At 69.1% G+C, this 23164-nt stretch carries 22 protein-coding genes and 5 pseudogenes; 15 read left to right on the top strand and 12 right to left on the bottom strand.

Annotation, left to right across the window (positions count from 1 at the left end; genetic code table 11):
• Positions 1 to 29 precede the first annotated feature (29 nt).
• The 3 genes from OG852_RS02565 to OG852_RS02555 are packed head-to-tail and all read right to left on the bottom strand — an operon-like array spanning position 30 to position 3328.
• A complete protein-coding gene (locus OG852_RS02565; RefSeq protein WP_133916581.1) occupies positions 30 to 1280 on the bottom strand; it encodes a cytochrome P450 in 1251 nt (416 codons plus the stop codon).
• A 45-nt stretch (positions 1281 to 1325) separates the two neighbouring features.
• A complete protein-coding gene (locus OG852_RS02560) occupies positions 1326 to 2816 on the bottom strand; it encodes an FAD-dependent oxidoreductase (RefSeq protein WP_330346923.1) in 1491 nt (496 codons plus the stop codon).
• Positions 2813 to 3328: a TetR/AcrR family transcriptional regulator gene (locus tag OG852_RS02555; protein WP_133916583.1), complete on the bottom strand. Its 516-nt coding sequence runs from the start codon at positions 3326 to 3328 to the stop codon at positions 2813 to 2815. The genes OG852_RS02560 and OG852_RS02555 overlap by 4 nt, the downstream gene beginning before the upstream one ends.
• A gap of 304 nt (positions 3329 to 3632) precedes the next feature.
• On the opposite strand from OG852_RS02555, the gene OG852_RS02550 reads away from it, so the two are divergent.
• Positions 3633 to 4049, top strand: coding sequence for a TetR family transcriptional regulator (locus tag OG852_RS02550; protein ID WP_133916584.1), 417 nt, complete (start codon positions 3633 to 3635; stop codon positions 4047 to 4049).
• Here OG852_RS02550 and OG852_RS02545 read toward each other — a convergent pair.
• Both OG852_RS02545 and lgt read right to left on the bottom strand, forming a co-directional pair.
• On the bottom strand, positions 4024 to 4446 hold the full coding sequence (locus tag OG852_RS02545) for a DUF6069 family protein (RefSeq protein WP_133916585.1): 423 nt from the start codon (positions 4444 to 4446) through the stop codon (positions 4024 to 4026). The two genes, OG852_RS02550 and OG852_RS02545, sit on opposite strands and share 26 nt — an antisense overlap.
• Before the next feature lie 64 nt (positions 4447 to 4510).
• The gene (gene lgt / locus OG852_RS02540) at positions 4511 to 5341 is read right to left on the bottom strand and encodes a prolipoprotein diacylglyceryl transferase (protein WP_133916586.1); all 831 of its coding nucleotides are present in this window, start codon (positions 5339 to 5341) and stop codon (positions 4511 to 4513) included.
• Between the two features lie 178 nt (positions 5342 to 5519).
• Between lgt and OG852_RS02535 the strand changes: the two genes are divergently transcribed.
• The 3 genes and pseudogenes from OG852_RS02535 to OG852_RS02525 form a co-directional block, all read left to right on the top strand.
• The gene (locus tag OG852_RS02535) at positions 5520 to 6743 is read left to right on the top strand and encodes a sensor histidine kinase (protein WP_133916587.1); all 1224 of its coding nucleotides are present in this window, start codon (positions 5520 to 5522) and stop codon (positions 6741 to 6743) included.
• Entirely contained in the window at positions 6740 to 7387 is a 648-nt protein-coding gene (locus OG852_RS02530; protein ID WP_133916588.1) for a response regulator, read from the top strand. The genes OG852_RS02535 and OG852_RS02530 overlap by 4 nt, the downstream gene beginning before the upstream one ends.
• A gap of 389 nt (positions 7388 to 7776) precedes the next feature.
• Positions 7777 to 8283, top strand: a pseudogene (locus OG852_RS02525) (transposase family protein); the annotation flags it as partial.
• Between the two features lie 288 nt (positions 8284 to 8571).
• On the opposite strand, the gene OG852_RS02520 reads toward OG852_RS02525, so the two are convergent.
• Positions 8572 to 9009 carry a MarR family winged helix-turn-helix transcriptional regulator gene (locus OG852_RS02520; protein ID WP_330346922.1) on the bottom strand — a complete coding sequence of 146 codons (438 nt, stop codon included), beginning with the start codon at positions 9007 to 9009 and terminating at the stop codon, positions 8572 to 8574.
• 644 nt (positions 9010 to 9653) lie between these two features.
• On the opposite strand from OG852_RS02520, the gene OG852_RS02515 reads away from it, so the two are divergent.
• The 3 genes and pseudogenes from OG852_RS02515 to OG852_RS02505 all read left to right on the top strand — a co-directional run.
• Complete coding sequence (locus tag OG852_RS02515) at positions 9654 to 10295, top strand: FMN-dependent NADH-azoreductase (protein WP_133916589.1); 642 nt, start codon at positions 9654 to 9656, stop codon at positions 10293 to 10295.
• Between the two features lie 228 nt (positions 10296 to 10523).
• Positions 10524 to 10703 (top strand): annotated as a pseudogene (locus tag OG852_RS02510) (helix-turn-helix domain-containing protein); the annotation flags it as partial.
• Positions 10704 to 10859: 156 nt separating this feature from the next.
• Positions 10860 to 11250 (top strand): annotated as a pseudogene (locus OG852_RS02505) (MMPL family transporter); the annotation flags it as partial.
• On the opposite strand, the gene OG852_RS02500 reads toward OG852_RS02505, so the two are convergent.
• Together OG852_RS02500 and OG852_RS02495 are read right to left on the bottom strand one after the other, a co-directional pair.
• Positions 11214 to 11696 carry a site-specific integrase gene (locus OG852_RS02500; RefSeq protein WP_133916590.1) on the bottom strand — a complete coding sequence of 161 codons (483 nt, stop codon included), beginning with the start codon at positions 11694 to 11696 and terminating at the stop codon, positions 11214 to 11216. The pseudogene OG852_RS02505 and the gene OG852_RS02500 overlap by 37 nt on opposite strands.
• A 146-nt stretch (positions 11697 to 11842) precedes the next feature.
• Positions 11843 to 12463 carry an SMI1/KNR4 family protein gene (locus tag OG852_RS02495; RefSeq protein WP_133916591.1) on the bottom strand — a complete coding sequence of 207 codons (621 nt, stop codon included), beginning with the start codon at positions 12461 to 12463 and terminating at the stop codon, positions 11843 to 11845.
• Positions 12464 to 12671: 208 nt separating this feature from the next.
• On the opposite strand from OG852_RS02495, the gene OG852_RS02490 reads away from it, so the two are divergent.
• The 4 genes and pseudogenes from OG852_RS02490 to OG852_RS02475 all read left to right on the top strand — a co-directional run.
• Positions 12672 to 12989, top strand: a complete 318-nt coding sequence (locus OG852_RS02490) for a transposase family protein (protein ID WP_330346921.1) — start codon at positions 12672 to 12674, stop codon at positions 12987 to 12989.
• Positions 12990 to 13019: 30 nt separating this feature from the next.
• Positions 13020 to 13856, top strand: a complete 837-nt coding sequence (locus OG852_RS02485; RefSeq protein WP_133916592.1) for an alpha/beta fold hydrolase — start codon at positions 13020 to 13022, stop codon at positions 13854 to 13856.
• Positions 13849 to 14412, top strand: coding sequence for a TetR/AcrR family transcriptional regulator (locus OG852_RS02480; RefSeq protein ID WP_133916593.1), 564 nt, complete (start codon positions 13849 to 13851; stop codon positions 14410 to 14412). Before OG852_RS02485 ends, OG852_RS02480 begins: the two co-directional genes overlap by 8 nt.
• Positions 14413 to 14803: 391 nt before the next feature.
• Positions 14804 to 14935, top strand: a pseudogene (locus tag OG852_RS02475) (IS5/IS1182 family transposase); the annotation flags it as partial.
• Positions 14936 to 15460: 525 nt separating this feature from the next.
• Here OG852_RS02475 and OG852_RS02470 read toward each other — a convergent pair.
• The gene (locus tag OG852_RS02470) at positions 15461 to 16303 is read right to left on the bottom strand and encodes an alpha/beta hydrolase (RefSeq protein ID WP_330351383.1); all 843 of its coding nucleotides are present in this window, start codon (positions 16301 to 16303) and stop codon (positions 15461 to 15463) included.
• Positions 16304 to 16500: 197 nt separating this feature from the next.
• On the opposite strand from OG852_RS02470, the gene OG852_RS02465 reads away from it, so the two are divergent.
• Positions 16501 to 16881, top strand: coding sequence for a hypothetical protein (locus OG852_RS02465; RefSeq protein WP_133916596.1), 381 nt, complete (start codon positions 16501 to 16503; stop codon positions 16879 to 16881).
• Between the two features lie 349 nt (positions 16882 to 17230).
• On the opposite strand, the pseudogene OG852_RS50860 reads toward OG852_RS02465, so the two are convergent.
• The 3 genes and pseudogenes from OG852_RS50860 to OG852_RS02455 all read right to left on the bottom strand — a co-directional run.
• Positions 17231 to 17485 (bottom strand): annotated as a pseudogene (locus tag OG852_RS50860) (transposase); the annotation flags it as partial.
• 74 nt (positions 17486 to 17559) lie between these two features.
• Complete coding sequence (locus OG852_RS02460) at positions 17560 to 19131, bottom strand: hypothetical protein (RefSeq protein WP_330346920.1); 1572 nt, start codon at positions 19129 to 19131, stop codon at positions 17560 to 17562.
• Positions 19132 to 19381: 250 nt separating this feature from the next.
• Complete coding sequence (locus OG852_RS02455) at positions 19382 to 20242, bottom strand: hypothetical protein (protein ID WP_133916598.1); 861 nt, start codon at positions 20240 to 20242, stop codon at positions 19382 to 19384.
• Between the two features lie 330 nt (positions 20243 to 20572).
• Between OG852_RS02455 and OG852_RS02450 the strand changes: the two genes are divergently transcribed.
• From OG852_RS02450 to OG852_RS02440, 3 genes are all read left to right on the top strand, one after another.
• Positions 20573 to 20887, top strand: a complete 315-nt coding sequence (locus tag OG852_RS02450; RefSeq protein ID WP_133916599.1) for a hypothetical protein — start codon at positions 20573 to 20575, stop codon at positions 20885 to 20887.
• A gap of 370 nt (positions 20888 to 21257) precedes the next feature.
• Positions 21258 to 21929 carry a response regulator transcription factor gene (locus OG852_RS02445; protein ID WP_330346919.1) on the top strand — a complete coding sequence of 224 codons (672 nt, stop codon included), beginning with the start codon at positions 21258 to 21260 and terminating at the stop codon, positions 21927 to 21929.
• Positions 21926 to 23044 (top strand): sensor histidine kinase, encoded by a 1119-nt coding sequence (locus OG852_RS02440; protein ID WP_330346918.1) that lies wholly within the window; start codon positions 21926 to 21928, stop codon positions 23042 to 23044. The genes OG852_RS02445 and OG852_RS02440 overlap by 4 nt, the downstream gene beginning before the upstream one ends.
• Positions 23045 to 23164 lie beyond the last annotated feature (120 nt).

Genomic DNA, 23164 nt, shown 5'->3' with positions numbered 1-23164 from the left:
GTCGGACGAGGCGCAGCACCAGGCCTCACTCACGTGTGCGGCCTGGGATCGGGGCAGGCCGGGCGGACGCCGTCCACGGTGATCCGCAGGGCCGACGGGCCGCGCAGGTCTGGCATCGGGCGGTAGGGCGGCGGGTCCTGCGACAAGCGAGGGTTGATCAGACGTCGGGTCAGCTCGCGGACCGCGATCTGGCTCTCCATGCGGCCGAGTCCGGCCCCGAAGCAGAAGTGGATGCCGGCGCCGAAGCTGAGGTGGCTGGTGTCGGGACGAGTGATGTCGAAGGTGTCCGGGTCGGGGAAGCGGCGCGGGTCCCGGTTGGCCGCGGCGAGGGCGAGGATGACCGTGGAACCCTTGGGGATGGTGTGGTCGCCGATGACGATGTCGTCGACCGCGACACGCGGTCGCAGGTGCACGGAGGGCTCCAGGCGCAAGGTCTCCTCGATGGCGCCGTCGGCGAGGGAGGGGTCGGCCTGGAGCCGGGCCAGCTGCTCGGGGTGTCGCAGCAGCAGGAGCATGCTGTTGCTTATGAGGTTGACGGTGGTCTCGTGGCCGCCGATGAAGAGCATGATGGCGGTGCTGAGCAGTTCCGGCAGGCTCATCGGGCTGCCCGGGCCGTCGTCGTGGATCATCCGGGACAGCATGTCCTGGCCCGGCTTCTTGCGAAGCCGCTCGATGTGGGCGACGAAATACTCGGCCAGTTCCTGCTGGGCGTGGTTCCTGGCCGCGGCGGCCTCAGGGTCATGCGGATCGACCAGGAACTCCGGGCTGGAGACCGCCTCCTCGCCAAGAGGGCCGAGAGTGGCGGCGTCTTCGGGCGGCACGCCCAGGAGGTGGCAGGCCACGCGGACGGGGATCGGGTAGGAGAACTCCGAAACCAGATCGAACTCGCTGGACCCGGTCAGCTGGTCGATGTGGTCGCGGATCAGCTCCTGCACCATCGGCCGCAGGCTCTCGACGAAGCCAGGGCGCGCGGGCGGGCCGAAGTGGCGCTGGGCCAGGCCGCGTAGCTGGTCGTGTGTGGGGTTGTCCCGCACGAGGAACGTCGGAGCCGTCCCGGGAGCCGGGGCGCCGGTCCCAAGCCGGCTGTGCGGGGTGGCCTTGCCGCGGTCGGAGGAGATACGCGGGTCGCGCAGCAGCGCGCTGACCTCGTCGTATCCGCTGACGACGCAGGTTCCGTCGTCCTGGACGGAAACCGGCTCTTTGCGCAGCTCGGCGTAGAGAGGCCAGGGGTGAGGGCGGCTGTCGGTGTGAAGAACCCGCTTGAACAGGGTGGACGCCATGGGAGTGCCACTCGCTTTCGTGTGGGGGAGTGGGTGGGAGTGTGCTCAGCGGCCGACCGGCTGAAGGGTGCGGGACGTGTTCTCGTCGCAGGCGACGAACTGGGCCGGAAACGGCGCTCCTTGGCGGACGAGTGATTCGTAGTGGCTCAGGTAACGCCCGTTGTCGAAGGTGACGGCGGCGACGGTGCGGTCTTCGCGTCCGTACAGCACGCTGAAGGAGCCCTGGCCGAGGGTTCCCTGGACCACCGCGATACGGTCGGCGATGCCGGGGTAGCCGACGCCCTTGATGTTCACGCCGAACTGGCTGGACCAGAAGGCCGGCAGACCGGTATGGGAGACCGGGGCCTGACCGGGCCGGCGTGTGATGTTGTGGGCGACCGTGCGGGCCTGGGCCACCGCGTTGCCCCAGTGTTCCACCGACAGCCGCTGGTCCGGGAGGAAGGGATGCGGCGCGGCGGCGACATCGCCGGCGACGTACACGTCGGGCAGGGCCTGCCCGCCACGGTCGAGTGCGTGGCACCGGTCGTCGCAGTGCACCCCGCGGCTGTCCGTCCGTACGGCGGAGCCATTCAGCCACTCGACGTTGCGCTGGGCGCCGAGCGCGACGACGGCAAGGTCCGCGTCGACGGTGTCGCCGTTGGACAGCACGATCTGCCGCAGCGCTCCGGTCCCGTCCGCTACGAAGCGCTCGACGGTGGTCCACATCCGCACGTCCACGCCCTTGTTCCGGGCCAGGTCCGCCACCACGCCACCGATCACGCTTCCCAGCGGTCCCTGCAACGGCGTGGCCTGTGCTTCGACGAGTGTGACGTCGAGGCCGAGTTCGCGGCAGCCGGAGGCCAGTTCGCCCCCGAGGAAGCCGGCGCCGATGACGGCGACGCGACCGCGCGGACGCGCCAGGCGCCGCTGAAGTTCCTCGGCGTCGTCGCGGGTGCGGACGGTGAGGACACCGTCGATGTCGTTGGCGGCGCCACCGGGGAACGGACGGGCCCGGGTACCGGTGGCGATGACCAGAGTGTCGTAGCCCACCGTGCCGCCGTCCGCCAGCCGGACCAGGCGGTGGTCCGTGTCCAGCCCCGTCGCCGGGACACCCAACCGGAAGCGTGCGTCCAGGGACCGGGTGACCGGCAGTTCGAGGCGGTCGGGCGGCAGCCTCTCGCTCACGCACGCCTTGGTCAGCGGAGGGCGGTCGTACGGACGATGGGGCTCATCACCGATGATGGTCAGCTGTCCGGAGAAGCCGGACTCGCGCAGGGCCTCGGCAGTCTTCAGCCCGGCGAGTGAGGCGCCGACGATGACAATGTGGCGGCCCTTCTCCCCGCCGGCCGTGGCGGGTTCGTCCGCGTTGTCCGTGCCGACGGTGATGGCGCGCACGGGGCAGGCCAGGGCGGCGCGGCGTACCGCGTCCCGCATCTCGTCGGGCGGGTTCGGTACGTAGGTCAGAGCCTCCAGTCCATGCAGGGTGAAGGCGTCGGGGGCGGCGAACACGCACTGTCCGTAACCCTCGCAGCGGTTCAGGTCGACACTGATCTTCACTGGGCACCCCCGCTCTGCCGGGACGTGAGCACCGGAAGCAGAATCCGGTCCACCAGGGACTCCACGAAGGCCGCGTCGACCTGGCCGTCGGCGACCGGGCCCTGGGGCAGGATCGCGGCACGCGTGAGATCCGCCAGCAGGAGGGGAACCGCGTCATCCCCGACCTCGCTACGTTTCCTGGCCCAGCCCAGGACGGTCTCCGCCAGACGGGTGTGGTGCAGGCGGATCAGTTCCTTGGCCCTGCGTCCGACACCGCCGTCGTCGGCAGCGGCGACCAGTAGCCCGGAGAGGTACTTGGCCGGATGCTGCGCCGCGGTTAACGACTCGTCCTTGTTCCCCGAGCGGTGATGCATCGTTCTTGTGCTGGCCGTGGCCCGCTCGCACACGGCGGTCAAGGTCAGCCGCTCGTAACCGACCTCGGCCAGCAGATCCGGCGCGGCGTCGAGCAGCGCGATGTCGCGGTGGACGTCCATCGGGCGGCCTGGTGATTTGACTGCGGTCGGCGTGGTCATGGAAGGCTCCAGGACATAGGACGCGACATGGTCTCTTTTCTGATTACTCGGACATGAGGTGAAGAAAATTGATCTCGGAACATAAGTGTCTTGCTGGAAGTGGTCACCGTGACGACTGCCGAGTCGGATGCGTTCCGCCGCTCAGCGGCTCATGATGTCCAGACAGGGCAGGGAAGCCCCACCTCGCTATAATCGGAAGGTGCGTTCCAGTTAACGATACGGGACGGCCGTTCCGGATGTCGAGTAGAGGTGACATCGATGCGTTGACGCTCAGCGCAATCGCAAGCGCGTCCTGGATGCGGCGATGGAGGCGTTTGCCGCCGAGGGGCTGACGGTGCCCGGGGCCGAAATCGCCCGGCGGGCAGGGATAGGCACCGGCACCGTCAGTCGGCGTTTCCCAATGAAGGATTTCCTGTACGAAGCGATCGTGCTTCACCTGGTGGACGCCGGGACAAGCGGCACTGCGTGGTCCAGGTCCGACGCGATAGCAGGCGAGCCGCCCCTGACGTCGTATCCGGCCATCACGTCCGGGAGCGGCCTGGACCTGTTGCCGCCATCGAATGTTGAGCGCACCGGCAGGCGGCAGAGGCACCTCGCAACAAGGCGCCGGTCGGAGTTACGGACGTACGGGTTTCCCGAGTTCACGGAGCGCGTGAGTCCGACCAGCGGGGCGCAGGTGCCGGACTGGCGCCTGGTCACTGAACCGAGTTCAGTGCCATGACCCTGTAGTACGTCGGCACCGCGATCACCGCGACCGCGACGTGCATCAGGAGCAGCGCCACCACACCGGTCACCTCGCCCTCGCCGAACAGGAAAAAGTCCGGCACGAAGGACAACACGACGACCGACGGGATGAGTCGACGGAGCAGCCGTTCGGGATCGGGGGAGAACCTGCGGACGAGGGCCCACCCGACGGATCCTCCCAGCACTCCTAGCGCGGTCAGAAAGACGTACGACGAGGGATCCAACGGGCCGAAGTCCTCCGGTGCGCCGAGCGCGTGCGCCAGTACGGCGATCAACGCGTTCACCAGCGAGGACAGCAGGAACGCGACGAACACACCTCCCGCCACCATGATCGGACCCCGACGGGAGGGGAGCGTCTCGGAGACACGGGACATGGCAACTCCAAATGGATGCGAGGGACGTTGGTCAGTTCTTGGGGCTACTGCTGGCATTCACTTGTCAGAGACGGCCGACGTCGACGCCGTCACGCCTGCCGGCTGCGCGCGGTGTCGTAGCCACGAGGTAGTGGACGGCGACGGCGACAACCAGCAGCGCGGTCCAGTCGTTCAGGCGCAGGCCGAGGATGTGGTGGGCCTCGTCCACCCGCAGGTACTCGATCCAGAAGCGACCTGCGGCGTACGCGGCGGCGTACAGCGCGAACGCCCGCCCCCGGTCGAGACGGAAACGGCGATCCGCCCACAGGACCAGGGCGACCACGCCGAGACACCACAACGACTCGTACAGGAACGCCGGGTGATACGTGGCCAGGTTCGGGGTGTCCTCAGGCCGGTGCGCGGGGTCGATCTCCAGGGCCCAGGGGAGGGCGGTGGCCCGCCCGTAGAGCTCCTGGTTGAACCAGTTGCCCCAGCGGCCGATGGCCTGCCCCAGTGCGATGCCGGGAGCGACGGCGTCGGCGTACGCGGACAGCGGAACGCCGCTACGGCGGCAGCCGATCCAGGCTCCGACGGCACCGCCGGCGATGGCGCCCCAGATACCGATACCGCCGTCCCAGATGAAAAGGGCCTTGGCCGGATCACCACCCTTGCCGAAGTACGGCTCGCTGGAGGTGATCACGTGGTAGAGGCGGGCGCCGACCACGCCGAAGGGGACCGCCCACAGAGCGACGTCCGTCACGACGGTCTTCTCTCCGCCGCGTGCGGCCCATCGACGGCCACCCAGCCACACGGCGGCGGCGATGCCGAGGATCAGCATCAGCGAGTAACCGCGCAGCGGCAGTGGCCCCAGCTGGACCTCACCGACGGACGGGCTGGGAATGAAGGCCAAGGTCACGGGTAGTTCCTCACAAGGGGCGATGGAAGAGCAGGCCGTCGGCTGCGGGGCCGATCGTCGCCGCCCGCACCCCTTTCGCACATCGACCGATCGACGTGTCCTTCGTCCACCGATCGGTGAACCCGCCCCGCTGGTCGGCTGATTCTGCCGCTACGCGGCTGCACCTACTCTGTAGGCCATGGCACTGCAACAGGCGTGGGACCGGCAGCGGTGGAAGACCATGGGGCAGCACGCCTTCTTCGTCACCGTGCTCGCCCTGTCCCTCCCGGGTGCGCTGGCCGGGGCGAACATGACGACCGGCGCCGTGCTGTCGCGGATCGGCCCGGCGGTGGGGCTCGCCCTTTGGTACGCGTACTGGATCGCGCTGCGCGGTGGCGCCGACCGCCCCCCGCTGCCCTACCTCGTCGGGGCCTTGTCCGGGTGGGCGGTCATGGCCGTGGGGGACCCCGCGTTCCTACCGGTCGCCATGGCGGTGCTGAGCCCGTACTGGCTGCGGCGGGCCTGGTGGTCGGCCGGCGGGGTGCTGGTGCTGGGCGCCGCCTGGTCGTGGCAGAGCCTCACCACGGACGGTTCCGTCGACGTGCGGGCGCTCACGGGATGCGTACTCGGTACCGCCGTGGCGGTCACGATCACCTGCTACGTCGCGACCCTCGATCACGAGAGTCACAAGCGGCAGCGGCTCCTCGACGAGCTCACCGCCACCCAGGCCGAACGCGCGGCAGCGGAACGCCAGGCGGGCACCCTGGCCGAACGTCAGCGCCTGGCCCGCGAGGTCCACGACACGCTCACCCAGGGGTTCGCCTCCATCGCCATGCTGCTGGACGCCGCACGCGACGACCTGCCACTCGACTCCCCTGCGGCCCGCCGCGTCGAGCATGCCATGCGCACGGCCCGGGACAACCTCGCGGAGAGCCGCCGCCTCGTGCACGCCCTTCGCCCGGCGCCACTGGACCGCACGCACCTGGCAGAGGCGGTCCGTGAACTCACCGCCCGGCTCGCGGAGGAGACCGGCACCGAGGTCTACACGGTTGTGACCGGCCGCCCGGCCGCCCTGCCTCCCAGTACCGAGGGCGAGTTGCTGCGGGTCGTGCAGGAGGCACTGACCAACGCCCGGCGGCACGCCCGTGCGGTGAGTGTCTCGGTCACGCTGTCGTACCTCGGCGACGTCCTGGCGATCGACATCCAGGACGACGGCACCGGGTTCTCACCCGTTGCCCGGCATACGGGCGTTGGCCTGATCACCATGCGGGAGCGCATTGCCGCTTTGCACGGCACGTTCGCGGTCGAAAGCTCCCCCGGCGAGGGTACGACCGTCGCCGTCACGGTGCCACTCCCGGTCGAGCCTTCCGCCTCCGACCCCTCAGCCATGTCGGGCACCGAGCGGATGGCCCCGGCGTCATGAGGACGTCGGCCGGTCCCACGATCCGAGTCCTCCTCGCCGACGACCACCCCGTGGTCCGTGACGGGCTTGCCGCCATGCTCTCCACCCAGCCCGATCTCACGGTCGTCGGCGAAGCCGCCACCGGCGCCGAGGCACTGCGCCAGACCGCCTCTCTCGCACCCGACGTCGTGCTGATGGACCTGCAGATGCCCGGCATGGACGGCACGACCGCGACCGCCGCCATTCGTGCCGCCCACCCCGAGGTGCGGGTACTCGTCCTGACCACCTACGACACGGACGCCGACATCACTGCCGCCGTCGACGCCGGCGCAGTCGGCTACCTGCTCAAGGACACCGGACGACACGAGCTCTGCGAGGCCGTTCGGACCGCGGCTCGCGGAGGCGCGGCATTGTCGCCCACCGTGGCCGCCAAGGTCCTCGCCCATATGCGCGGCGACCGGGGCGCCGGCTTGTCCGGCAGGGAGCTCGAAGTCCTGTCCGCCGTGGCCCGGGGGCAGAGCAACAAACAGATCGCCCGCGCCCTGCGCCTGTCGGAGGCCACCGTCAAGACCCATCTGCTGCACATCTACGCCAAGCTCGACGTCCGCGACCGGACCGCCGCCGTCACCGCCGCACTGGGCAGGGGAATCATCCGCATGGACTGAAGGCCTTGCTGAAGACACAGGGGCCCGGGGGCGGTCCGGTGGGAGAGAGGCCGAGGAGGTCGCGGCGTCGCGCCGCCCGGGAACACGAAGCACCCCACCATCGTGGGCTCGGCAGCCGGGCTGGCGAGAGCGAGCAGAACGCCGGAGACCAGCGGCCGTACGGTGACGATACTGCCTTCACCGACCGGTCACCGGATTACCACAGTTGACTTCCCGCGCCTCGGTATCCCACCAACACTCAGGACGAGCACGGCGACGAACCGCTCGTCGGCGCCGGTCTGTTGCAGAGGAGTCGCACCGGTCCAGGAGCGTCTCGTTGAGCCAAATGATCGGCTCTGCATCCTAATCGGTGATGACGCTGGGTAGTCGACCGTGATCATGATCTCGTGATGGATGTCAACTCCCTTGTGGTCACAGCGTTTTCCGGGCTGCCGGTGCTGGTCGTCGAGGACCTGGCTGACGGCGGTGAAGCGGTGGTGATCACGGCCCACACCCCGGATGTGGCAGTGCCGTGTCCGGTGTGCTGGACGCCGACGGCGAAGGTGCACGGGTGCCACGGCCGGACGGTGAGGGACGTGCCGGTCGACGGCCGCCAGGTCGTCGTCCACCAGCGGGTACGGCGGCTGGTCTGCCCGGTCCCGGGCTGCCGTCGGCAGACCTTCCGCGAGCGGATTCCCGGACTGCTGGAGCGCCATCAGCGCCGCACGGTGCGGCTGACCGACCAGATCTCGCAGGAGGCGCGGGAGTTATGCGGCCGGGCGGCCGCCCGCCTCGCCGGTCTGCTGGCCGTGCCCGTTTCCCGCGCCACCGCGCTGCGCTGTCTGCGGCGCCTGCCGCTGCCGCAGCAGGCGGTCCCGCGGGTGATCGGCGTGGATGACTTCGCCCTGCGCCGCCGGGGGCCGAGGAACTCCACCGCCGCTGATCGAGCTCCCGGCGCCTGGCGTGGCTGCGGTCCTTCCCGGATGCGGGGGAACCGCGGCCGCCGCCGCTGGAAGCGTGAGCGCCACCGCTGCCTGGACGGGCATGATCGCCTTCGGGACGGTCGCGATCCCGGTCCAGCCGTTCGCGGCCACGAAACGCACACCGTACGGCTCTATGCAATCCACACCGCCGACGGCAGCCGCGCCCAGCACCGCCGCTTCTGTGCTACCTGGCAGTTGTCTCCAGAGAGAACAGCACGCACCTCAGTCTTTGACGGTGCCCCGCTGAGCAGTGAGCGCAACCCGGGTCAGGAGGTCGCGAAACTGGGCCCGCTGTTCTTCGCTCAACTCCGCCAGCAGCCGTGCTTCAGCGGCCGCGACATCAGTTCGCATGCGCTGCAGTTGCGATCGGCCTTCGTCCGACAGGATCACGTGGCGAGCCCGCCGGTCCTGCGGATTCGGGCGTCGCGACAGCAGACCCTGCCCCTCCAGGCCGTCGAGAAGGTAGGTCATCACCGTTCGGTCGAGACCGACCTGGCCGGCCAGTTCGAGTTGCGTGGGGGGTTTGTCCCCGGCCTCGGCCAACGCCACGAGCACCAGGTAGGCGCGTGCTCCTCCGGGCAGCGTCTCCGAGGCGTCGGCTGCAGCGCGCCGAAGCGCCCCCGAGATCATGCGAATGGCCCAGACCAGGTCGTTGTCCAAGGCAAGACACTTGGCGCCGTCGCTTGCTCGGCCGCGGGGTTCAGGGGACATCGCATCACCGTAGCACCTTTCAGCGCGGCGGCAGATGATATCGCTTGCAGAACATCTTGCTGACATGGTGTTTTGGGGAGCGGGGCACTCTGGCTCCGCAATGACCCGGCGGGTGGCAGGTCGCGGCCTGACTATGGCAAGGAGACGTGCCATGGTCGTCAGTCGCTCTCCCCGGAGCCGTCCACATCGAGGGGGTGACGGCGATGTGCGGCGGGCACGCGGCCGTGCTCGATGAGCCAAACGCGCCGAGGCGTGCTCGAGCAGGTATGTCAACGGTGCGGTCCTCGTTGTCGATGGCGGTGGGCGCGCGCGGGGTGGCGGCTCCGTTCATCGGCCTCACTCCTGGCCTTGCCGTTTCGCTTTCGGGAGGGGCGGCGATGGCCTGGTGGCCGTGTGTCGCCGGGGACACCTGTGGTGACGTGCCCGGCGTAGGTGCGAAGCGCAGGCGCCCAGCCGAGATCCGACGAGTCCGTCGCGTACTTCTCTGGCTCCAGCGTCGTGGGGGTTGTTCGCCGGCTGACCTTTCTTCTCGGTAGATGTTCTGTGATACAAACTATCTGCATCGCAGCAGAACTATGTTGGAGGACCGCACCATGAACCTGTTCCGTCTCGACGCGAGCATCCGTACCGAAGGATCGGTGAGCCGCGCCCTCGCGGACACCGCCGAGAAGGCGTGGCTCGCCGAGCACCCCGGCGGCGTCGTGACCCGGCGCGACCTCGGGGTCCACCCGCTGCCCGGGGACGCGTGGACCGCGCTCGCCCACGAAGTCGTCAACCCGGCCGCACCGGCCCCGGCCGAGGCGCACGAGCTCCTCGACCGCCTCGGCGCCGAACTCCTCGCCGCCGACGCGTTCCTGTTCGCGGTGCCGATGTACAACTGGAACGTCCCGGAACAGGTCAAGACCTGGATCGACCTGATCCTGAAGCACGATCAGGTGGGGATACACGGTGACCAGCCGCTCAAGGGCAAGCCGGCGCTGCTGACGCTGAGCCGGGGCGGCGGCTACGGGCCCGGCTCGCCGAAGGAGGGCTGGGACTACGCCACGCCCTACCTGCGCAGGATCCTGGCCGACGTCTTCGGCCTCGACCTGCAGATCGCCGAGGCGGAGCTGACCCACGCGTTCTGGAACCCGGAGATGGCGCACCTGCGAGGGCTGGCCGAGGAGTCGATGAAGACGGGGCACGAGGATGCCGCCGAGCACGGGCTGCGCATCGCCAAGCTGAGCAGGGCCTGACCGCCCCAAAGGCTGTCTCGTAGACCACCGCGGGCTGCGCGCCCCCCGGCGCGGCACCTCCCGCTTGCGGGGGACGGGCCGCGCCGGCGTCGTCACACAGAGGATCCCCTGGCGAGCGTTCCCCCGCCGCCATGCGATGCATCCGCGCGGACGACCGCTCGCCACCGCACCGATCTGCGAGACAGACCCTGGAACGATTGTTTTCAAGGCGTTCTGGAGGGACTGCACATGGGCAATGGGGCCGCAGTGCGGGAGGCGGCCGTTCCGTCGTCGGCCATGCAGAAGGCGTTCGATCTGCTGGAAGTATTCCGAAACGGTCACGTGTTGACGCTGAGTGAGGTGGCGCGCCGTGCCGGTCTGCCGAAGTCGACGGCCTACCGCGTCCTCGGGATGCCCGTCCAGGTGGGAGCGGTCGAACATGAGGGCATCGGCTACCGGATCGCGTTCCGGATGATGGCCCTCGGTGCGCCGTCGCCCGAAGGAGCGGTCCGCCACGTCGCGCTTCCGTACCTGCTGGATCTGCACCGGGCCGTCGGGCGGACCATCCATCTGTGCGTCCTGCGCGGCCCGGAGGTCGTCTTCTCGGCCGTGCCGACCACGGCGCCGACCGACGAGTAGACCAAGGACCTGGTGAAGACCATCCGGGCGGAGCGTCCCGGGGTCGAGTCCGAGACCGGGGTGACCCTCGAGGTCACCGGCACCACCGCGCTGAACATCGGCGGTGGTCTTCGGGTCCCTGCTCGTCCCGCTCAAGGCGGCTCTGGGCTTCCTGCTCTCGGTCCTGGCGTCCCTCGGCACCGTCGTCATGGTCTTCCAGCAGGGCCATGGGGCCGACGCTCTTGGCGTGCAACAGACCGGGCCGATCATGAGCATGATGCCGATCTTCCTCGTGGGCATCGTCTTCGGCCTCGCGATGGACTACGAGGTGTTCCTCGTGTCGCGGATGCGGGAGGCGTAAGTCCACGGTGATTCGCCCGCCCAGGCGGTCACCACCGGTTTCCGGCCGAACCCGACGTCACGGAAGAACAGGTACTGCTCCAGCTCGAGATGCCGCACCCGCACGTCCGTACTGAAGCCGCTGCCCAGCGACTCCCCCTGCGACGACCGCCACGGACTGGCCCGGACGTAGCCGATGCGGACCAGGTGCTTGTAGAGGCTGACGATTGCGGCGGCGTCCCTGTCCCAGGTGGTCACCCCCACCGTGTCTTCGGCGTCCGCACGCCGCCACTGCCGGAACTGCAGGATGTCCATCTCGGTGGCCGAGCGCAGATCCGCCCCGCGGGCCAGCAGGAAGCCGAGCAGCATCAGCACCGTGTAGGCGTAGGCCCGCATCGACTTCGCGTCACGCCGGGCCAGCGCCAGACTGCGAAACCAGGAGGAGACCGGCTCCACCGGCCGCATCGCTTCGTCCAGGAGGACCGGCGTTCCTGCCGGCAGGCGATACCGCGCGAGAGTCCCCGCCAGCAGGGACCGATCGATCCCGCGACATCGCCCACACGCCACACCGCGAAGATCACTGCCGACGGCTACGGGGCGCACGGGTTGCCTCAATGCTCTGCGGCTTGCGGCCGCAGGGTGTTCCGGGCTCTGGCCCGGGGGCCCCAGGGGGCGCTGGCGACGGTCGCCGGGGAGGTAAGCCCCAGAGCTCCGTTGTCCTTGCCATCCCGCATGTGGTCCAGCCAGCGTTCGTACCAGGAGAGGAAGTCTCGGGCCGAAGAGACATTCGGGGGCCAGAAGCCATCCGCGTTACCGGTGAGCATGCGGCCCTTGAGGGGTCCAGTCACGCCGATAAGGCATAGGTCTGTGCAGCCCATCTCGATGATGTGGAGGAACAGGTCTCCTTGCAGAGCGTTCGGATGGTTCACGTGATGGAATCCCCGCGGGCTGCCGTCCGGCGGTAGGCGGTCCATGGTGAACAGCCTGCACTCCTCCAGCGGAAGCAGACCGTAGAAGGGGCCGGCACCGCTGCCCCCGAGCTCGACCAGGAATGCGCGGTAGGCCAACGGCAATTCGATGTGGTGTTCGCCTTCGAAGAGGTCTGCCTGCACGGTACTGATGCGCGGGCCAAGGCGAAAAGCGTGGCGCTCGGCACCCATCGAATGGCTGCGCTGCACCTGGTACGGCAGTTTCGCCAGCTTGGAGCGTATCCGCGATATCCGGGAGTCCATTGGAGGATCTCTTCTCTCGTCCGCCGCCACTCTACTGGCCCACCCGCATGACAGGGCTGCTGCAAGTTCCGGGGGTGTACGGCTGGTCGGGTTGTGGCCGGTTGGGGCGCACAGCAGGGCAGGCAGGGGCTTCGTGATCATTGTGGTGTCTACTCCCGATGATCAAAGGTGGCCCGTGCCTGCCGCTGTATCTTTTCCCCTCCCTGCCGTGCTGGTGAAGCTGGGTCCGCTGGATGCCGGTCGGATCGCGGACCTGCGTCCCTACCTCGGCTCGGTGCCCGACCCGCGCTCCCGGCGGGGCCGGTGGTACTCGCTGACCGCGATCCTGCTGGTGTGTGTCTGCGCGGTCGTCTCGGGAGCGAGGAGTATCGACGAACTCGCTTTATGGGGCCAGCGTGCCTCGGACGCGCTGCTGTCGGTCATCGGGATCCGGCGCCACCTGCTCGGATGGCGGCGTACTCCGTCGCCCCTGGCCGTGCCGCAGGCTTCGTCGTTGACAGGACTGGCTAATCAAATTAGCTTCTAGCTAACGAGATTAGCCAACCTGAGGGGTGCCATGACCGAGTACCTTGCCGTCGACGGCGGCACGATCGCTTACGAGGTGGCGGGGTCCGGCCCGCTGATCGTTCTCGCACATGGCATGGGCGACAGCCGCGCCGCGCACCGTGCCGTGATCCCACAGCTGGTGGCGGCGGGCCATCGGGTCGCCGCAGTCGACCTGCGCGGCTGCGGCGAGTCCAGCGTCGGCTGGTCGGCCTGGAGCCGCACCGCCATCGCCGGCGACCTGATCGCCGTGATCCGCCACCTGGGCGGCCCGGCCGTGCTCGTCGGCCACTCGATCTCCGGCGGCGCCGCCACCATCGCTGCGGCGCAGGAGCCCTCACTGATCACCGCGGTCGTCGAGTTGGCGCCGTTCACCCGCAAGCAGTCGATCCGCCTCGGCGACCTGCGGGTCAAGCGTTTCCGGCGGGGCATGCTGCGGCTGCTCGGCGCGGGCGTGTTCGGCAGCGTGCTGCTCTGGCGTTCGTACCTCGACGTCGCCTACCCCGGCGTGAAGCCGGCCCACTGGGCCGAGCGGCTCGGCCGCATCGACTCCCTGCTGCGCGAACCGGGCCGGATGAAGGCTCTGCAGGGCATGGGTTGCAGCGCCCCGACCGACGCCGGCGCGCAGCTCGGCAACGTCCGCTGCCCGGTTCTGGTCGTGATGGGCACGCTCGACCCCGACTGGGCCGACCCGCACGCCGAGGGTTCGGCGATCGTCGACGCCCTGCCGTCCGGCCTCGGCAGCCTTGAGATGATCGAGGGCGCCGGGCACTACCCGCACGACCAGTTCCCCGACCAGGTGCTTTCGCTCATGCTCGCCTTCCTCCGCTCCGTCGCCGCCCGTGCCTAGGGCCGGCCTGGACCCGGCGGCCGTCGTCGCGGCCGGTGCCGCCCTCGCCGACGAGGTGGGCTTCGCCAACCTGACGATGGGCTTGCTGGCCGAGCGGGTGGGCGTGCGCACCCCGTCCCTGTACAAGCACGTGGGCAACCAGGAAGACCTCAACCGGCGCATCGCGACCCTGGCCCTGAACGAGGCCGCCGGCGCCGTCGGCAGTGCGGTCCAGGGGCACGCGGGCCGCGACGCCCTGGCGGCCGCGGCACGTGGCTTCCGCGCCTTCGTCCTTGAGCACCCCGGCCGGTACGCCGCGACGATCGGCATGGAACCGTCCGACCCGGACGATCCGCTGGCCACGGCCGGCCTGCGGCTGCTCGACGCGTTCACGGCGGTCCTGCGCGGCTACGAGATCGCGGAGTCCGACGTGGACCACGCCCTGCGCACGCTCCGCAGCCTCTGCCACGGCTTCGCCACGTTGCAGGCGGGCAACGCCTTCCAGTGGAGCGCCGACATCGACGAGAGCTTCGAGTGGCTGATCGCCTTCGCCGACCGCGGCCTGCGCGCCATGTGAGAATGCCGCCGCCGTCGACCGCTTCGACATCATCGGCGCCACGGGGCACCGACCCGGGCGGACACGACAGCATTCCGCAACGCCCGGCCTGCCGGCCGAGAGTGCCCTGGGCTGATGCCTTGACGGATTTCTCCTGGGTTACCGGTTCTCCGGGCACCGAAGCCGACCCCCGTTCCTCCCCTCGGGTTCCTCTACGATCCCGACCGACGGCGTCGGCAGAGGAGGCGGACAGTGCAACCGGATCTCCGCGTCGGAGACATAGTCAGGGTCTCCTGCCCCGACACCCCGCACGAGTCCACGAGTTTCAGGAAGTCGAGCCACCACATGGCACGCCGCCCTCCATGCCCGTTACTGACCTTGCCGGATTGGTTTCGGGCAGCCGACCGGGCGGGTGCATGAACGCACCATCTCCTGGCTGCACGGCTTCCGCCGCCTACGGATCCGCTGGGAACGGCGCGACGACATCCACGAAGCCTTCCTCGGCCTCGCCACCTGCCTGATCACCCACCGCCACGTCCAGCGCCTTGTCAGGACCTCTAAGGGGCCGGCGTGGTGTGCGTCGGACCCTCTGTTCACCGACCTCAGCGGCAACCCGACGGCTCGCTCGTCAACCCGACCAGGTCGACGCCGTGTGCCGGCGCGAGGACCTGGCCGACCTGGTCGCCGCCAACACCCCGATCGCTCCTGACCAGGCCGCCGAGCCACGCCGGTGAGGCGAGTCGGGTTCGACCACATGCGCACCCTGGGATGGATCAAGCCCGCCGAGTGGCGGCGGGTGCGGTACGGCACCTCGCGGGCCGGGGCGGCCGCCCTCCCGATGTTCACCACAGCGTCCGTCGACGCGCTGCCGGGCGCACACCCAAGGTCTCGTGGGAGCAGCTGCGCAGTGTGCGGCGGACACACTCTTGCAGCCGAGCAGCTGCCGGCCGCACTTCTGCCCCTCCTCCTCGGCCGACACCACAGCGCGGACTGTGCACCCCTTTGGGCGACCAGCAGGTGCAGCTCACTTCACCGCAGCCGGCGCCTGGTTGGACGATGCGTGTGTCGATCAATCCTCGTTGGGCCGCCACAGCCAGCGCAGCGCGTCCGGCAGCAGGACACCGCCGTGGTTGGGGCTGTGTCCGCCGTCTCCCAGGACGAGGCGGAAGTCGTAGCCCGCTTCAGCGAGAGCGGCTGCCACGCGCAGGTTTTCGGCGAGCCAGTTCCGCCGTGGCTCGTTCCAGTGCAGGTCGCGGTGGCCGCCTTGCATGAAGATGCGCAGCGGCTTGCGGGGGAGGCGGGAGATGAGGTAGGGGTAGGGATTGCCGTCCGGCATCTGCGCGAAGCTGGACAGGTATGCGATGACGCGGCGGAACTTGTCCGGACGCAGCCACGCGGCGGTAAAGGCGCAGTTGCCGCCGCTGCTCCCGCCGCAGATGCCCCACTGTTCGGGCGACCGGGCGATGGCGTAGCGCTCCGCGACCTGCGGGATGATCTCGGTGAGGAGGAAGGTGACGTACCGGTCGTCGAAGGCGTCGTACTCGTTGTTGCGGTTCTTTGGGTGCTCCGCATCGGGGAAGACGCCAGGATCGACGAACACGCCGATGGTGACGGGGATGTCGCCGCGGTGAATGAGGTTGTCCAGGACGATCGCGCCGCGTACCTCCCCTGCGGGGTCCAGGTACCACCATCCGTCCTGGAACACCATCAGGGATGCCGGTTCCGCCGGGTCGTACTGGGCAGGGACGTGTACCCAGAACTTCCGGAAGGTTCCCGGGTAGACCTCGCTGTCCCTCCACTCAAACTCGACCGTCTCGCCAGCGGGCACACCTGGTTGGAGAGCGGAATCGGGTCCGTGGATGTAGCGCACGTCGGCCTGGTCGATCGGAAGTGGCTGGTAGGGCATCTCCATGGTCACGGGGAGCAACCGTAGGGCGATCACCACCCTTGACCGCAAGGGAATTACTTCCGGACGCTGCGCCTCGCAGCTTCAGTGCGAGGTTGGAAAAGGCTCACTGACAGTCACCCGCAGCCTCAACCGGCGTCAGCGCTCAACTTCACTCGAGGACCGGGCAGCCCAGGGGCGCCGTCTGATGGCATGATCACGGCATGACTGCAGCGCTTCCGCGGACGATCCGGGCTGTGGACACCGATCAGCTCCTCCGGTTGGAGGAGGAAGCGGCGCGGTGGGGCTTCAGCCAGCGGCTCCCGGCCGATTGGCTGCGGGAGCACGCCCAGGTGGCGGCGTCGCACTATCTGTTCCCGGTGATGGAGCACTGGCTCAGCCATCGACCGGAGGTGTCACCGCAGTGGCGGTGCGAGTTGTTGCTCACGGTCCGGACCGGTGAGGAGGTATCGAGTCTGCTGGACGTCCGGCCCGCCAGTTTCCAGGAGCTGGCGGAGACACTGGACGCGACGGCGAAGACGGACATCGCTGTACGCATGAAGCGGGCGCTCAGCTTGTGGGAGTGGACCGAGCGGGGGCGCTGATGCTGATCGAGCGTGGGCCGTGAGGGCGCGGCCGCCGATGAGTTGCTGTCGTGCCTTGGTAGGAGCAGGGCGGTAGGACTGGGTGCCGGTTTCGATGATCGCTCTGCTTGCCCGCAGCCCGCAGCCCGCAGCCCGCAGCCCGCAGCCCGCACTGTCAGCAACCGGGCCTTCGCCGCCCTGCCTCCGGGCACCTCGGTTAACTGCTTCGCACACGCCGACCATCCGAGGACGCGGACGGCTCCCGATGGGGTGCGGTGAGGGGAGGAGTAGGCGGTCCGAGCCCGTCGTAAGCGGGCTGGACAGTGCTCGCTCCCACTTCTCCTGCTGCACGACGTTGGCGGGCACTTTTAGGCAGGAGGCGGTGTTGGGTGGTGGCGTGGACACTGATCGCGACCTGACAGTTCGCCCGTTCGCCGACCGCTCCGCAGTGCTGGCGGCACCCCGACCGACGCTTTGCCGCGCTGGGGGAACGACACGTCGTCGATCACCCACACCTCCTGCCTGACAACGCCGTCGAGCATCCGGCCCGCAGGTAACACTCGCTCCACCGCTGCTGATCCCGCCGCGGACACGACCCGAAGACATCGCCAAGGAACTCCGCCAACCGCCCCCACCGTGACGAAGCACTACCAGGCGGAGGCTGTTGCGTGCCCTTCCTCCCTGGTGGGGGCGGCGGCCTCAGCCGATGGCGTATGCCCGGTACACCGTCTGCACCGAGCGGCCGCCGGCGGAGTCGGTGACCTCGGAGCGCAGGGCGACGGCGCCGGAGGCCGGGTTGTGGACGGACGCCTGCCAGGTGGAGCCGGAGTGCTTGACCGTCACCGCCTTCCAGGTCTTGCCGTTGTCGGCGGAGGACCAGACCCGGACGGACTTGGCCGTCACCTTGGTGAACTTCGTGTCGGGGTTCTGGGAGCCGCGCAGGGCGCTCACATCGACCGTCGTGGTGCTGTTCGGCGCGGCCTGGTTGTGGCTGTTCAGCCCGGTGGGCAGGAAGCGGGTCAGGAAGACGGTCGCGACGGTCGCCTTGGCCGGGTCGGCCTTGAAGCGCCAGTCGAGGGTGACGCGTGACGACAGCATGCCGGCGGGGAAGGTGATGCCCGGCCGGTAGCGATGCGCGTCGACGGTCAGGCGGTACCACCCGGCCGAGCGGATGCGGGCGGAGAACGTGTCGTCGGAGGAGCCCCAGTTGGTCAGGGTCTGCTTCTTGACGGTGGTGCCCCCCTTGGAGAGGACCATGGTCTCCTTCGTCGGGTCGGCCCCGGTGGTGTCGATGTCGGGGTCGCCGATCAGGGCGTCCGGAATGAAGTAGACGGACTTCTGCCAGACCGTCGGCAGGTAGTGCACCGGACCCCACACGGCCCGACCGAAGGACTGGGTGGCGCTCTGCCCCGCCTTCAGCGTCCTGGTCTTCGGGAAACCGCCGCCGACGTCGTCGCCGTTGCTCGCGAAGATGTCGGTGCGGGGCTGCCAGGTCCCGGGCGTCACATGAGCGGTGGCGGTGTAAGGCGCGCTGTCGTCGTGGACCGCGGCCAGCAGGTCGGTGGTGCAGTCGTCGGTCTTCGGCTGGGCCTGTAGCTCGGTGCTGATCTGCCGGGCCATCTGCGTACCGCCGCGTACCGAGAAGCGCATGGTCGCCAGGCCGGACCGCTTGAACGATCCGCCGGGCGCGGCCGGGATGCCGGTGGTGTTCTTCGCGACGGCGTAGTTGTCGTTGCCGGACCACTGCGCCAGGTACCCGAACTGCAGCAGCTTGGAGGAGTTCGGGATGGCGTAGAGGGACCCTGCGTCGTTCCAGCCGCTCACGCTGAAGGCGGAGGGCATGTCGCTGTCGGCGGAGCAGACCTGCGCGCTGATGCGCGCCGGGCCGGTCACGTCGGCGGGCGTGTCGAGCGACACCTTCACGGCCTTGCCCTTGCGCGCGTCGAGCGTCACCGACGTGCTCCCCGACACCTTGACGACCTTCGCGCCGAGGGTGTCGGTGCCCGTGCCGTCCGCGGCGCTCTCGTAGATGTCGGTCATCGCGATGTAGCGCCCCGCCGGCAGGCTGATCCGCTTGCCGGACTTGACGCTGTACATCCGCCCGGACGGCACGGCGACGACGGTGACCGTCGTCGAGACCTTGCTCCCGTGCCTCCCCAGCGTGGTGACGGCCAGTGAGCCCGACGCCGCCTGCGCGGAAGCGGCCGAAACGAGCAGCGGTGCCAGCGCGGCCACCCCGACGCACGCCAGCGATCTCCGTCGTACCCTCATCGATTCCCCCTGTCCCCGTGAGACCCCGGAATCCCGGAGTCGGCCCATCCTAGCCATGGCAAGTACGTGACTCCTCTGCCTGCCCGCCACGCCGCCGCCCGACCGCCCCGCCGTCCTGGCGGCGCTGCTGGGCGGCGGTACCACCCCTGCCGCCCTAGCTACCGCCAGGCACAGTGGGGGCTGATCCGGCCAACGGCATCAGCCCCCGCTCGCCCTCAACTCAGGTGCTGCATTCTCTGTCCTGGATGCTTCACCGAACGTCGACGAAGTCGCCGGTCGCGGTGGATGCGGCGGTGGTGGTGGTGCCCGCGAAGGCGTAGCGGTAGTAGCCGTCGACCGTGGCCTTGGTGGTGGTCTTCAGGGTGCCGGTGGTGGTGGTCTTGACCGTCTTGAGGGTGGTGTAGGTGCTGCTGCCCTTCTTGCGGAACTGCAGTTTCACGGGCTGCGACGCATAACCCGCGTACTTGCCCGTCGACCAGTTCGCCCGGGCGAGCTTGCCCGTGACGGTGATGGTCTTGCCCTTCTTGACCGGCTCGGGCGTGGCGTCGGCGCTCAGCGTGGAGGACTTCTTGATCGCGGCGGTGGCGACGTCGTCGTTGTAACTGGCGTTCGCGTACAGGTCCCACGCTCCCAGGAACAGCTTCCAGGTCCCGGCGACGCCGTTGTCCTTCATGTCGGTTGCCGGATGGATGTTGAAGACTGCCTTGCAGTTGTAGACGCCCTGGGTCGCCGTCTCCGTGCAGTCGGGGTCGTCGTCGGTTCCCAGGCCACCGGTGATGCCATCGGTGGTCGAGCTGTCGGTGCCCTGCCACAGGAAGGCCTCGGTGAGGGCGACGCCGTTCTGGTCGGTGGCGGTGTACGTGACGATGACGGACTTCGTGCCGGTGGTGCCGAGGACGATGGCCTTGCCACCGTTGATGACCGCCTTCGAGAACTTCGTGTTGCCCAACGAGTCGTAGGGGCGAACGGTCTCGGAGGCGTGGGAAGCGAAGGAGCCGATCTTCGTCGACGCGCCCGTGCGCTCCGATGCCTGGGCGGCAACCGGAAGAGCGAGCGCGGACAGGACGACGGCACCGGAGACGACGGCGGTGACCGCAACGCGTATGCGCATGAATCCCCCACGGGAACCTGAGAGGCCCGCCGAAGTCTCCCTTCGGTCGGGCCTGTTGATCTCCGCATCATATGAACTCGGTTCGGAAACAGTGGAGATCGTTTGTGCAATAAGTGAGTAACGGACGCCAGTGCCCCCTCCCATGCCCACCGCGTGGGTGCATAGCGTGCTGACAAAGGTGGCGAACGCGATGGGCGAACCACCCAGAACGCCGGCGAAGGGGAGACGCCTGCAGTGGCGGGCGTCACTGGGGGCGACGCCCCTTCGCCGCACCTCCTGCCTGTACGATCGACACGGATTTGAACCTGTTCAAAAAAGGGGGAGCGGCTCATGCCTGAGCACCTGATACCGAATCAAGCCGACACGCCCGCAGTCGCCCTGGGCCCAGCCGCGCTTGTCTTGGGTGTCATCTCTGTCGCGCCTGCGTTCGCTCTGTTCCCCTCCGTCGCGCTTGCGTTCTTCATCGTTCCATGGGCGGTCATCGCCGGTGCGCTCGCTGTCACCTTTGGCGCAGTGGGCATCCACTACGCCCGCCGCGGCACCGGCCGCGTGTGGATGGCCATGGCCGGAACCACCCTCGGCGCCATCGGATTTGTGGGTACCACCACCTTGCTCTGGGTGCTCGTCCCCACCGCTTCTCCGTAGTCACCGCGTAGCCACAGCGGCACTCGTCGACATCAGTGCCCGCCGTCATCCCCCGGAAGATCACGACTTGCCGCTGCCCTGACTGGCACGCCTGGGTGTCTTCTCGCTCCGAGACCGACACGTGCGGGGCATACCTGCCTCATCGTCGGCGGCCCGTGACATGCGCCGCGTGATGTGTCATGCACTCAGGCTGGAAACCGGCCCGATCATGGAGTATCCGGCAGAAGGCTGTGATGTCCCTGCCGACTGGTGGGGGTCACCCCGCCGTGTGGCTGGAGTCCCTGCTCGCCGGACCGCCGGAGTCGTGCATGGCTTTAGGGTCGAGTCGGCATGGGTCAAACGGCATGAACGAAGTTGGGGCGGAGCGCGCGTGATACGGGTAGTGGTGGTGGACGACGAGGCACTGGTCCGCTCGGGCTTCGAACTCATTCTGGGTGCCTCGGAGGACATCGAGGTTGTCGCGACCGCGGGCGGGGGCGACGCCGTGGGGACCGTCCGCCGGGAGCGGCCGGACGTGGTGCTGCTGGACATCCGTATGCCGGACGTCGACGGGCTCACCGTCCTGCGCGAGCTGCGGAAGATGCCGGACGCTCCGGTGGTGGCGATGCTCACGACGTTCGACGCCGACGAGTACATCCTGACCGCGCTGAACTGCGGTGCGGCCGGTTTCCTGCTGAAGGACACCGAGCCGGAGCAACTCGCCCACTTGGTGCGCACCCTGGCCGCGGGCGGTGTGGTGCTCTCCCCCAAGGCGTCGCGGGCCCTGCTGCACGGTCACCGCGGTACTGAGGCGGCCGTCGACGAGGAGGCCGCCCGGGTCCGGTTGCTCACCGCGCGTGAGCGTGAGGTCCTCGTCCTGGTGGCGGAGGGGCTGTCGAACGCCGACGTCGGTGCGCGCATCTACCTGGGCGCCGGCACGGTCAAGGATCACGTCAGCGCAATCCTCGCGAAACTTCGGGTGACGAGCCGGGTGCAGGCCGCGCTGCTGGCGCAGCGGGCCGGTCTGCTCGACGAGCGCCCACGGTCGGAAGCCGGACGATGAAGCGTGCCCGCGCGCTGTGGGCGCGTGTCCCCGCGCCGGTCGTCGACCTCGTCCTGGTGGTGGCAGCGGCCGTGGACGTGTGGCTGAACCTGTGGGACGACACGCGCCTGGGCGTGTCGCTGGCCATGCTCGGCTGCGCCGCGTTGGCGTTCGGACGCCGGTTCCCGCTCGGCGTGTTCCTGCTCACCCTGCCCATCGCGCTGACGCAGCCCGTCGCCGTCGCTCCGCTCGCGGCGCTGTTCATGCTGGCCGAGCGTTCCCGCAACCGCCCTCTCCTCGCGGTGTGCGTTGCCCTGACCGCCGTCGCCAACAGCACTCCGTGGCCCCTGGCCGGCCTCACCGAGGTCGGCCGGACCATGACGCTGGTCACCTTCGTGTACAGCCTGGCGACCGCCGCCGCGCCGGTCCTCATTGCACAACTTCTGCAGACGCATAGCGACTTGGCACGGCGGCTTGTCGAGATCGAGGAGGCCAGGGAACACGAGCGGGCGCTGCACGCCCAGGCTGTGCTCGCCCGTGAACGCGCCGAACTGGCCCGCGAGATGCACGACGTGGTCTCCCACCAGGTCAGCCTGATCGCCATACGGGCCGGAGCCCTGCAGGTCTCCGCCAAGGACGCGGACGCCCAGGAGGCCGCACGCACGATCCGTTCGCTGAGCGTCACCACGCTCGATGAACTGCGCACCATGGTCACGCTGCTGCGCGCATCCGGCGGCGGCGCCACCGAGCTGACTCCTCAGCCCACCTTGGCCGACCTGCGCCAACTGGTGGAATCAAGCGGCACTCACGTGGAGTTGTCGGGTGAGCTGCCGCCCGCCGTGGGCACACCCGTGCAACGAGCCCTCTACCGCACCGTCCAGGAGGCGTTGACCAACGTCCGCAAGCACGCTCCCGGTGGCACGGCGTGCGTCGAGCTGTGGCAGGACGGCGACGACATCGGAGTGACGGTGACCAACAGCGCGCCCACGCGTCCCTCCCTGCCCCTCCCGGGTTCACAGCAGGGCTTGGTCGGTCTGCGGGAACGGGCCGAGATTCTGCGCGGCACCCTGGATGCGGGCCCGACCGCGGAGGGCGGCTACCGGGTGCGGCTGAGGATTCCCCTCGGCGCGGACTGACCCTCACGCTGTTCCGTCGGCCTGCGGCTCACGAGGCCCCACCCGTGGTCCCGGTCGGCAACGAGAAAGCGGTCTGATGCCCTGGACCGTGCTCCGCTCGGCCTGCATGCCCGTCCAAAC

The organism is Streptomyces sp. NBC_00582 (assembly GCF_036345155.1).
Taxonomy (GTDB): Bacteria; Actinomycetota; Actinomycetes; order Streptomycetales; family Streptomycetaceae; genus Streptomyces.
The sequence above is the reverse complement of the archived record's forward strand: the minus strand, read 5'-3'. Positions and strand labels throughout refer to the sequence as shown.

What these genes read in the sequence shown, in the direction of transcription:
- OG852_RS02440 (WP_330346918.1), top strand. Translation starts at nt 21,926, where the DNA reads ATGAAGCGTGCCCGCGCGCTGTGGGCGCGTGTCCCCGCGCCGGTCGTC.
- OG852_RS02555 (WP_133916583.1), bottom strand. Translation starts at nt 3,328, where the DNA reads ATGACCACGCCGACCGCAGTCAAATCACCAGGCCGCCCGATGGACGTC.
- OG852_RS02450 (WP_133916599.1), top strand. Translation starts at nt 20,573, where the DNA reads ATGCCTGAGCACCTGATACCGAATCAAGCCGACACGCCCGCAGTCGCC.
- OG852_RS02535 (WP_133916587.1), top strand. Translation starts at nt 5,520, where the DNA reads ATGGCACTGCAACAGGCGTGGGACCGGCAGCGGTGGAAGACCATGGGG.
- OG852_RS02565 (WP_133916581.1), bottom strand. Translation starts at nt 1,280, where the DNA reads ATGGCGTCCACCCTGTTCAAGCGGGTTCTTCACACCGACAGCCGCCCT.
- OG852_RS02455 (WP_133916598.1), bottom strand. Translation starts at nt 20,242, where the DNA reads ATGCGCATACGCGTTGCGGTCACCGCCGTCGTCTCCGGTGCCGTCGTC.
- OG852_RS02545 (WP_133916585.1), bottom strand. Translation starts at nt 4,446, where the DNA reads ATGTCCCGTGTCTCCGAGACGCTCCCCTCCCGTCGGGGTCCGATCATG.
- OG852_RS02515 (WP_133916589.1), top strand. Translation starts at nt 9,654, where the DNA reads ATGAACCTGTTCCGTCTCGACGCGAGCATCCGTACCGAAGGATCGGTG.
- OG852_RS02470 (WP_330351383.1), bottom strand. Translation starts at nt 16,303, where the DNA reads ATGGAGATGCCCTACCAGCCACTTCCGATCGACCAGGCCGACGTGCGC.
- OG852_RS02485 (WP_133916592.1), top strand. Translation starts at nt 13,020, where the DNA reads ATGACCGAGTACCTTGCCGTCGACGGCGGCACGATCGCTTACGAGGTG.
- OG852_RS02465 (WP_133916596.1), top strand. Translation starts at nt 16,501, where the DNA reads ATGACTGCAGCGCTTCCGCGGACGATCCGGGCTGTGGACACCGATCAG.
- OG852_RS02495 (WP_133916591.1), bottom strand. Translation starts at nt 12,463, where the DNA reads ATGGACTCCCGGATATCGCGGATACGCTCCAAGCTGGCGAAACTGCCG.
- OG852_RS02500 (WP_133916590.1), bottom strand. Translation starts at nt 11,696, where the DNA reads ATGCGGCCGGTGGAGCCGGTCTCCTCCTGGTTTCGCAGTCTGGCGCTG.
- OG852_RS02530 (WP_133916588.1), top strand. Translation starts at nt 6,740, where the DNA reads ATGAGGACGTCGGCCGGTCCCACGATCCGAGTCCTCCTCGCCGACGAC.
- OG852_RS02460 (WP_330346920.1), bottom strand. Translation starts at nt 19,131, where the DNA reads ATGAGGGTACGACGGAGATCGCTGGCGTGCGTCGGGGTGGCCGCGCTG.
- OG852_RS02550 (WP_133916584.1), top strand. Translation starts at nt 3,633, where the DNA reads ATGGAGGCGTTTGCCGCCGAGGGGCTGACGGTGCCCGGGGCCGAAATC.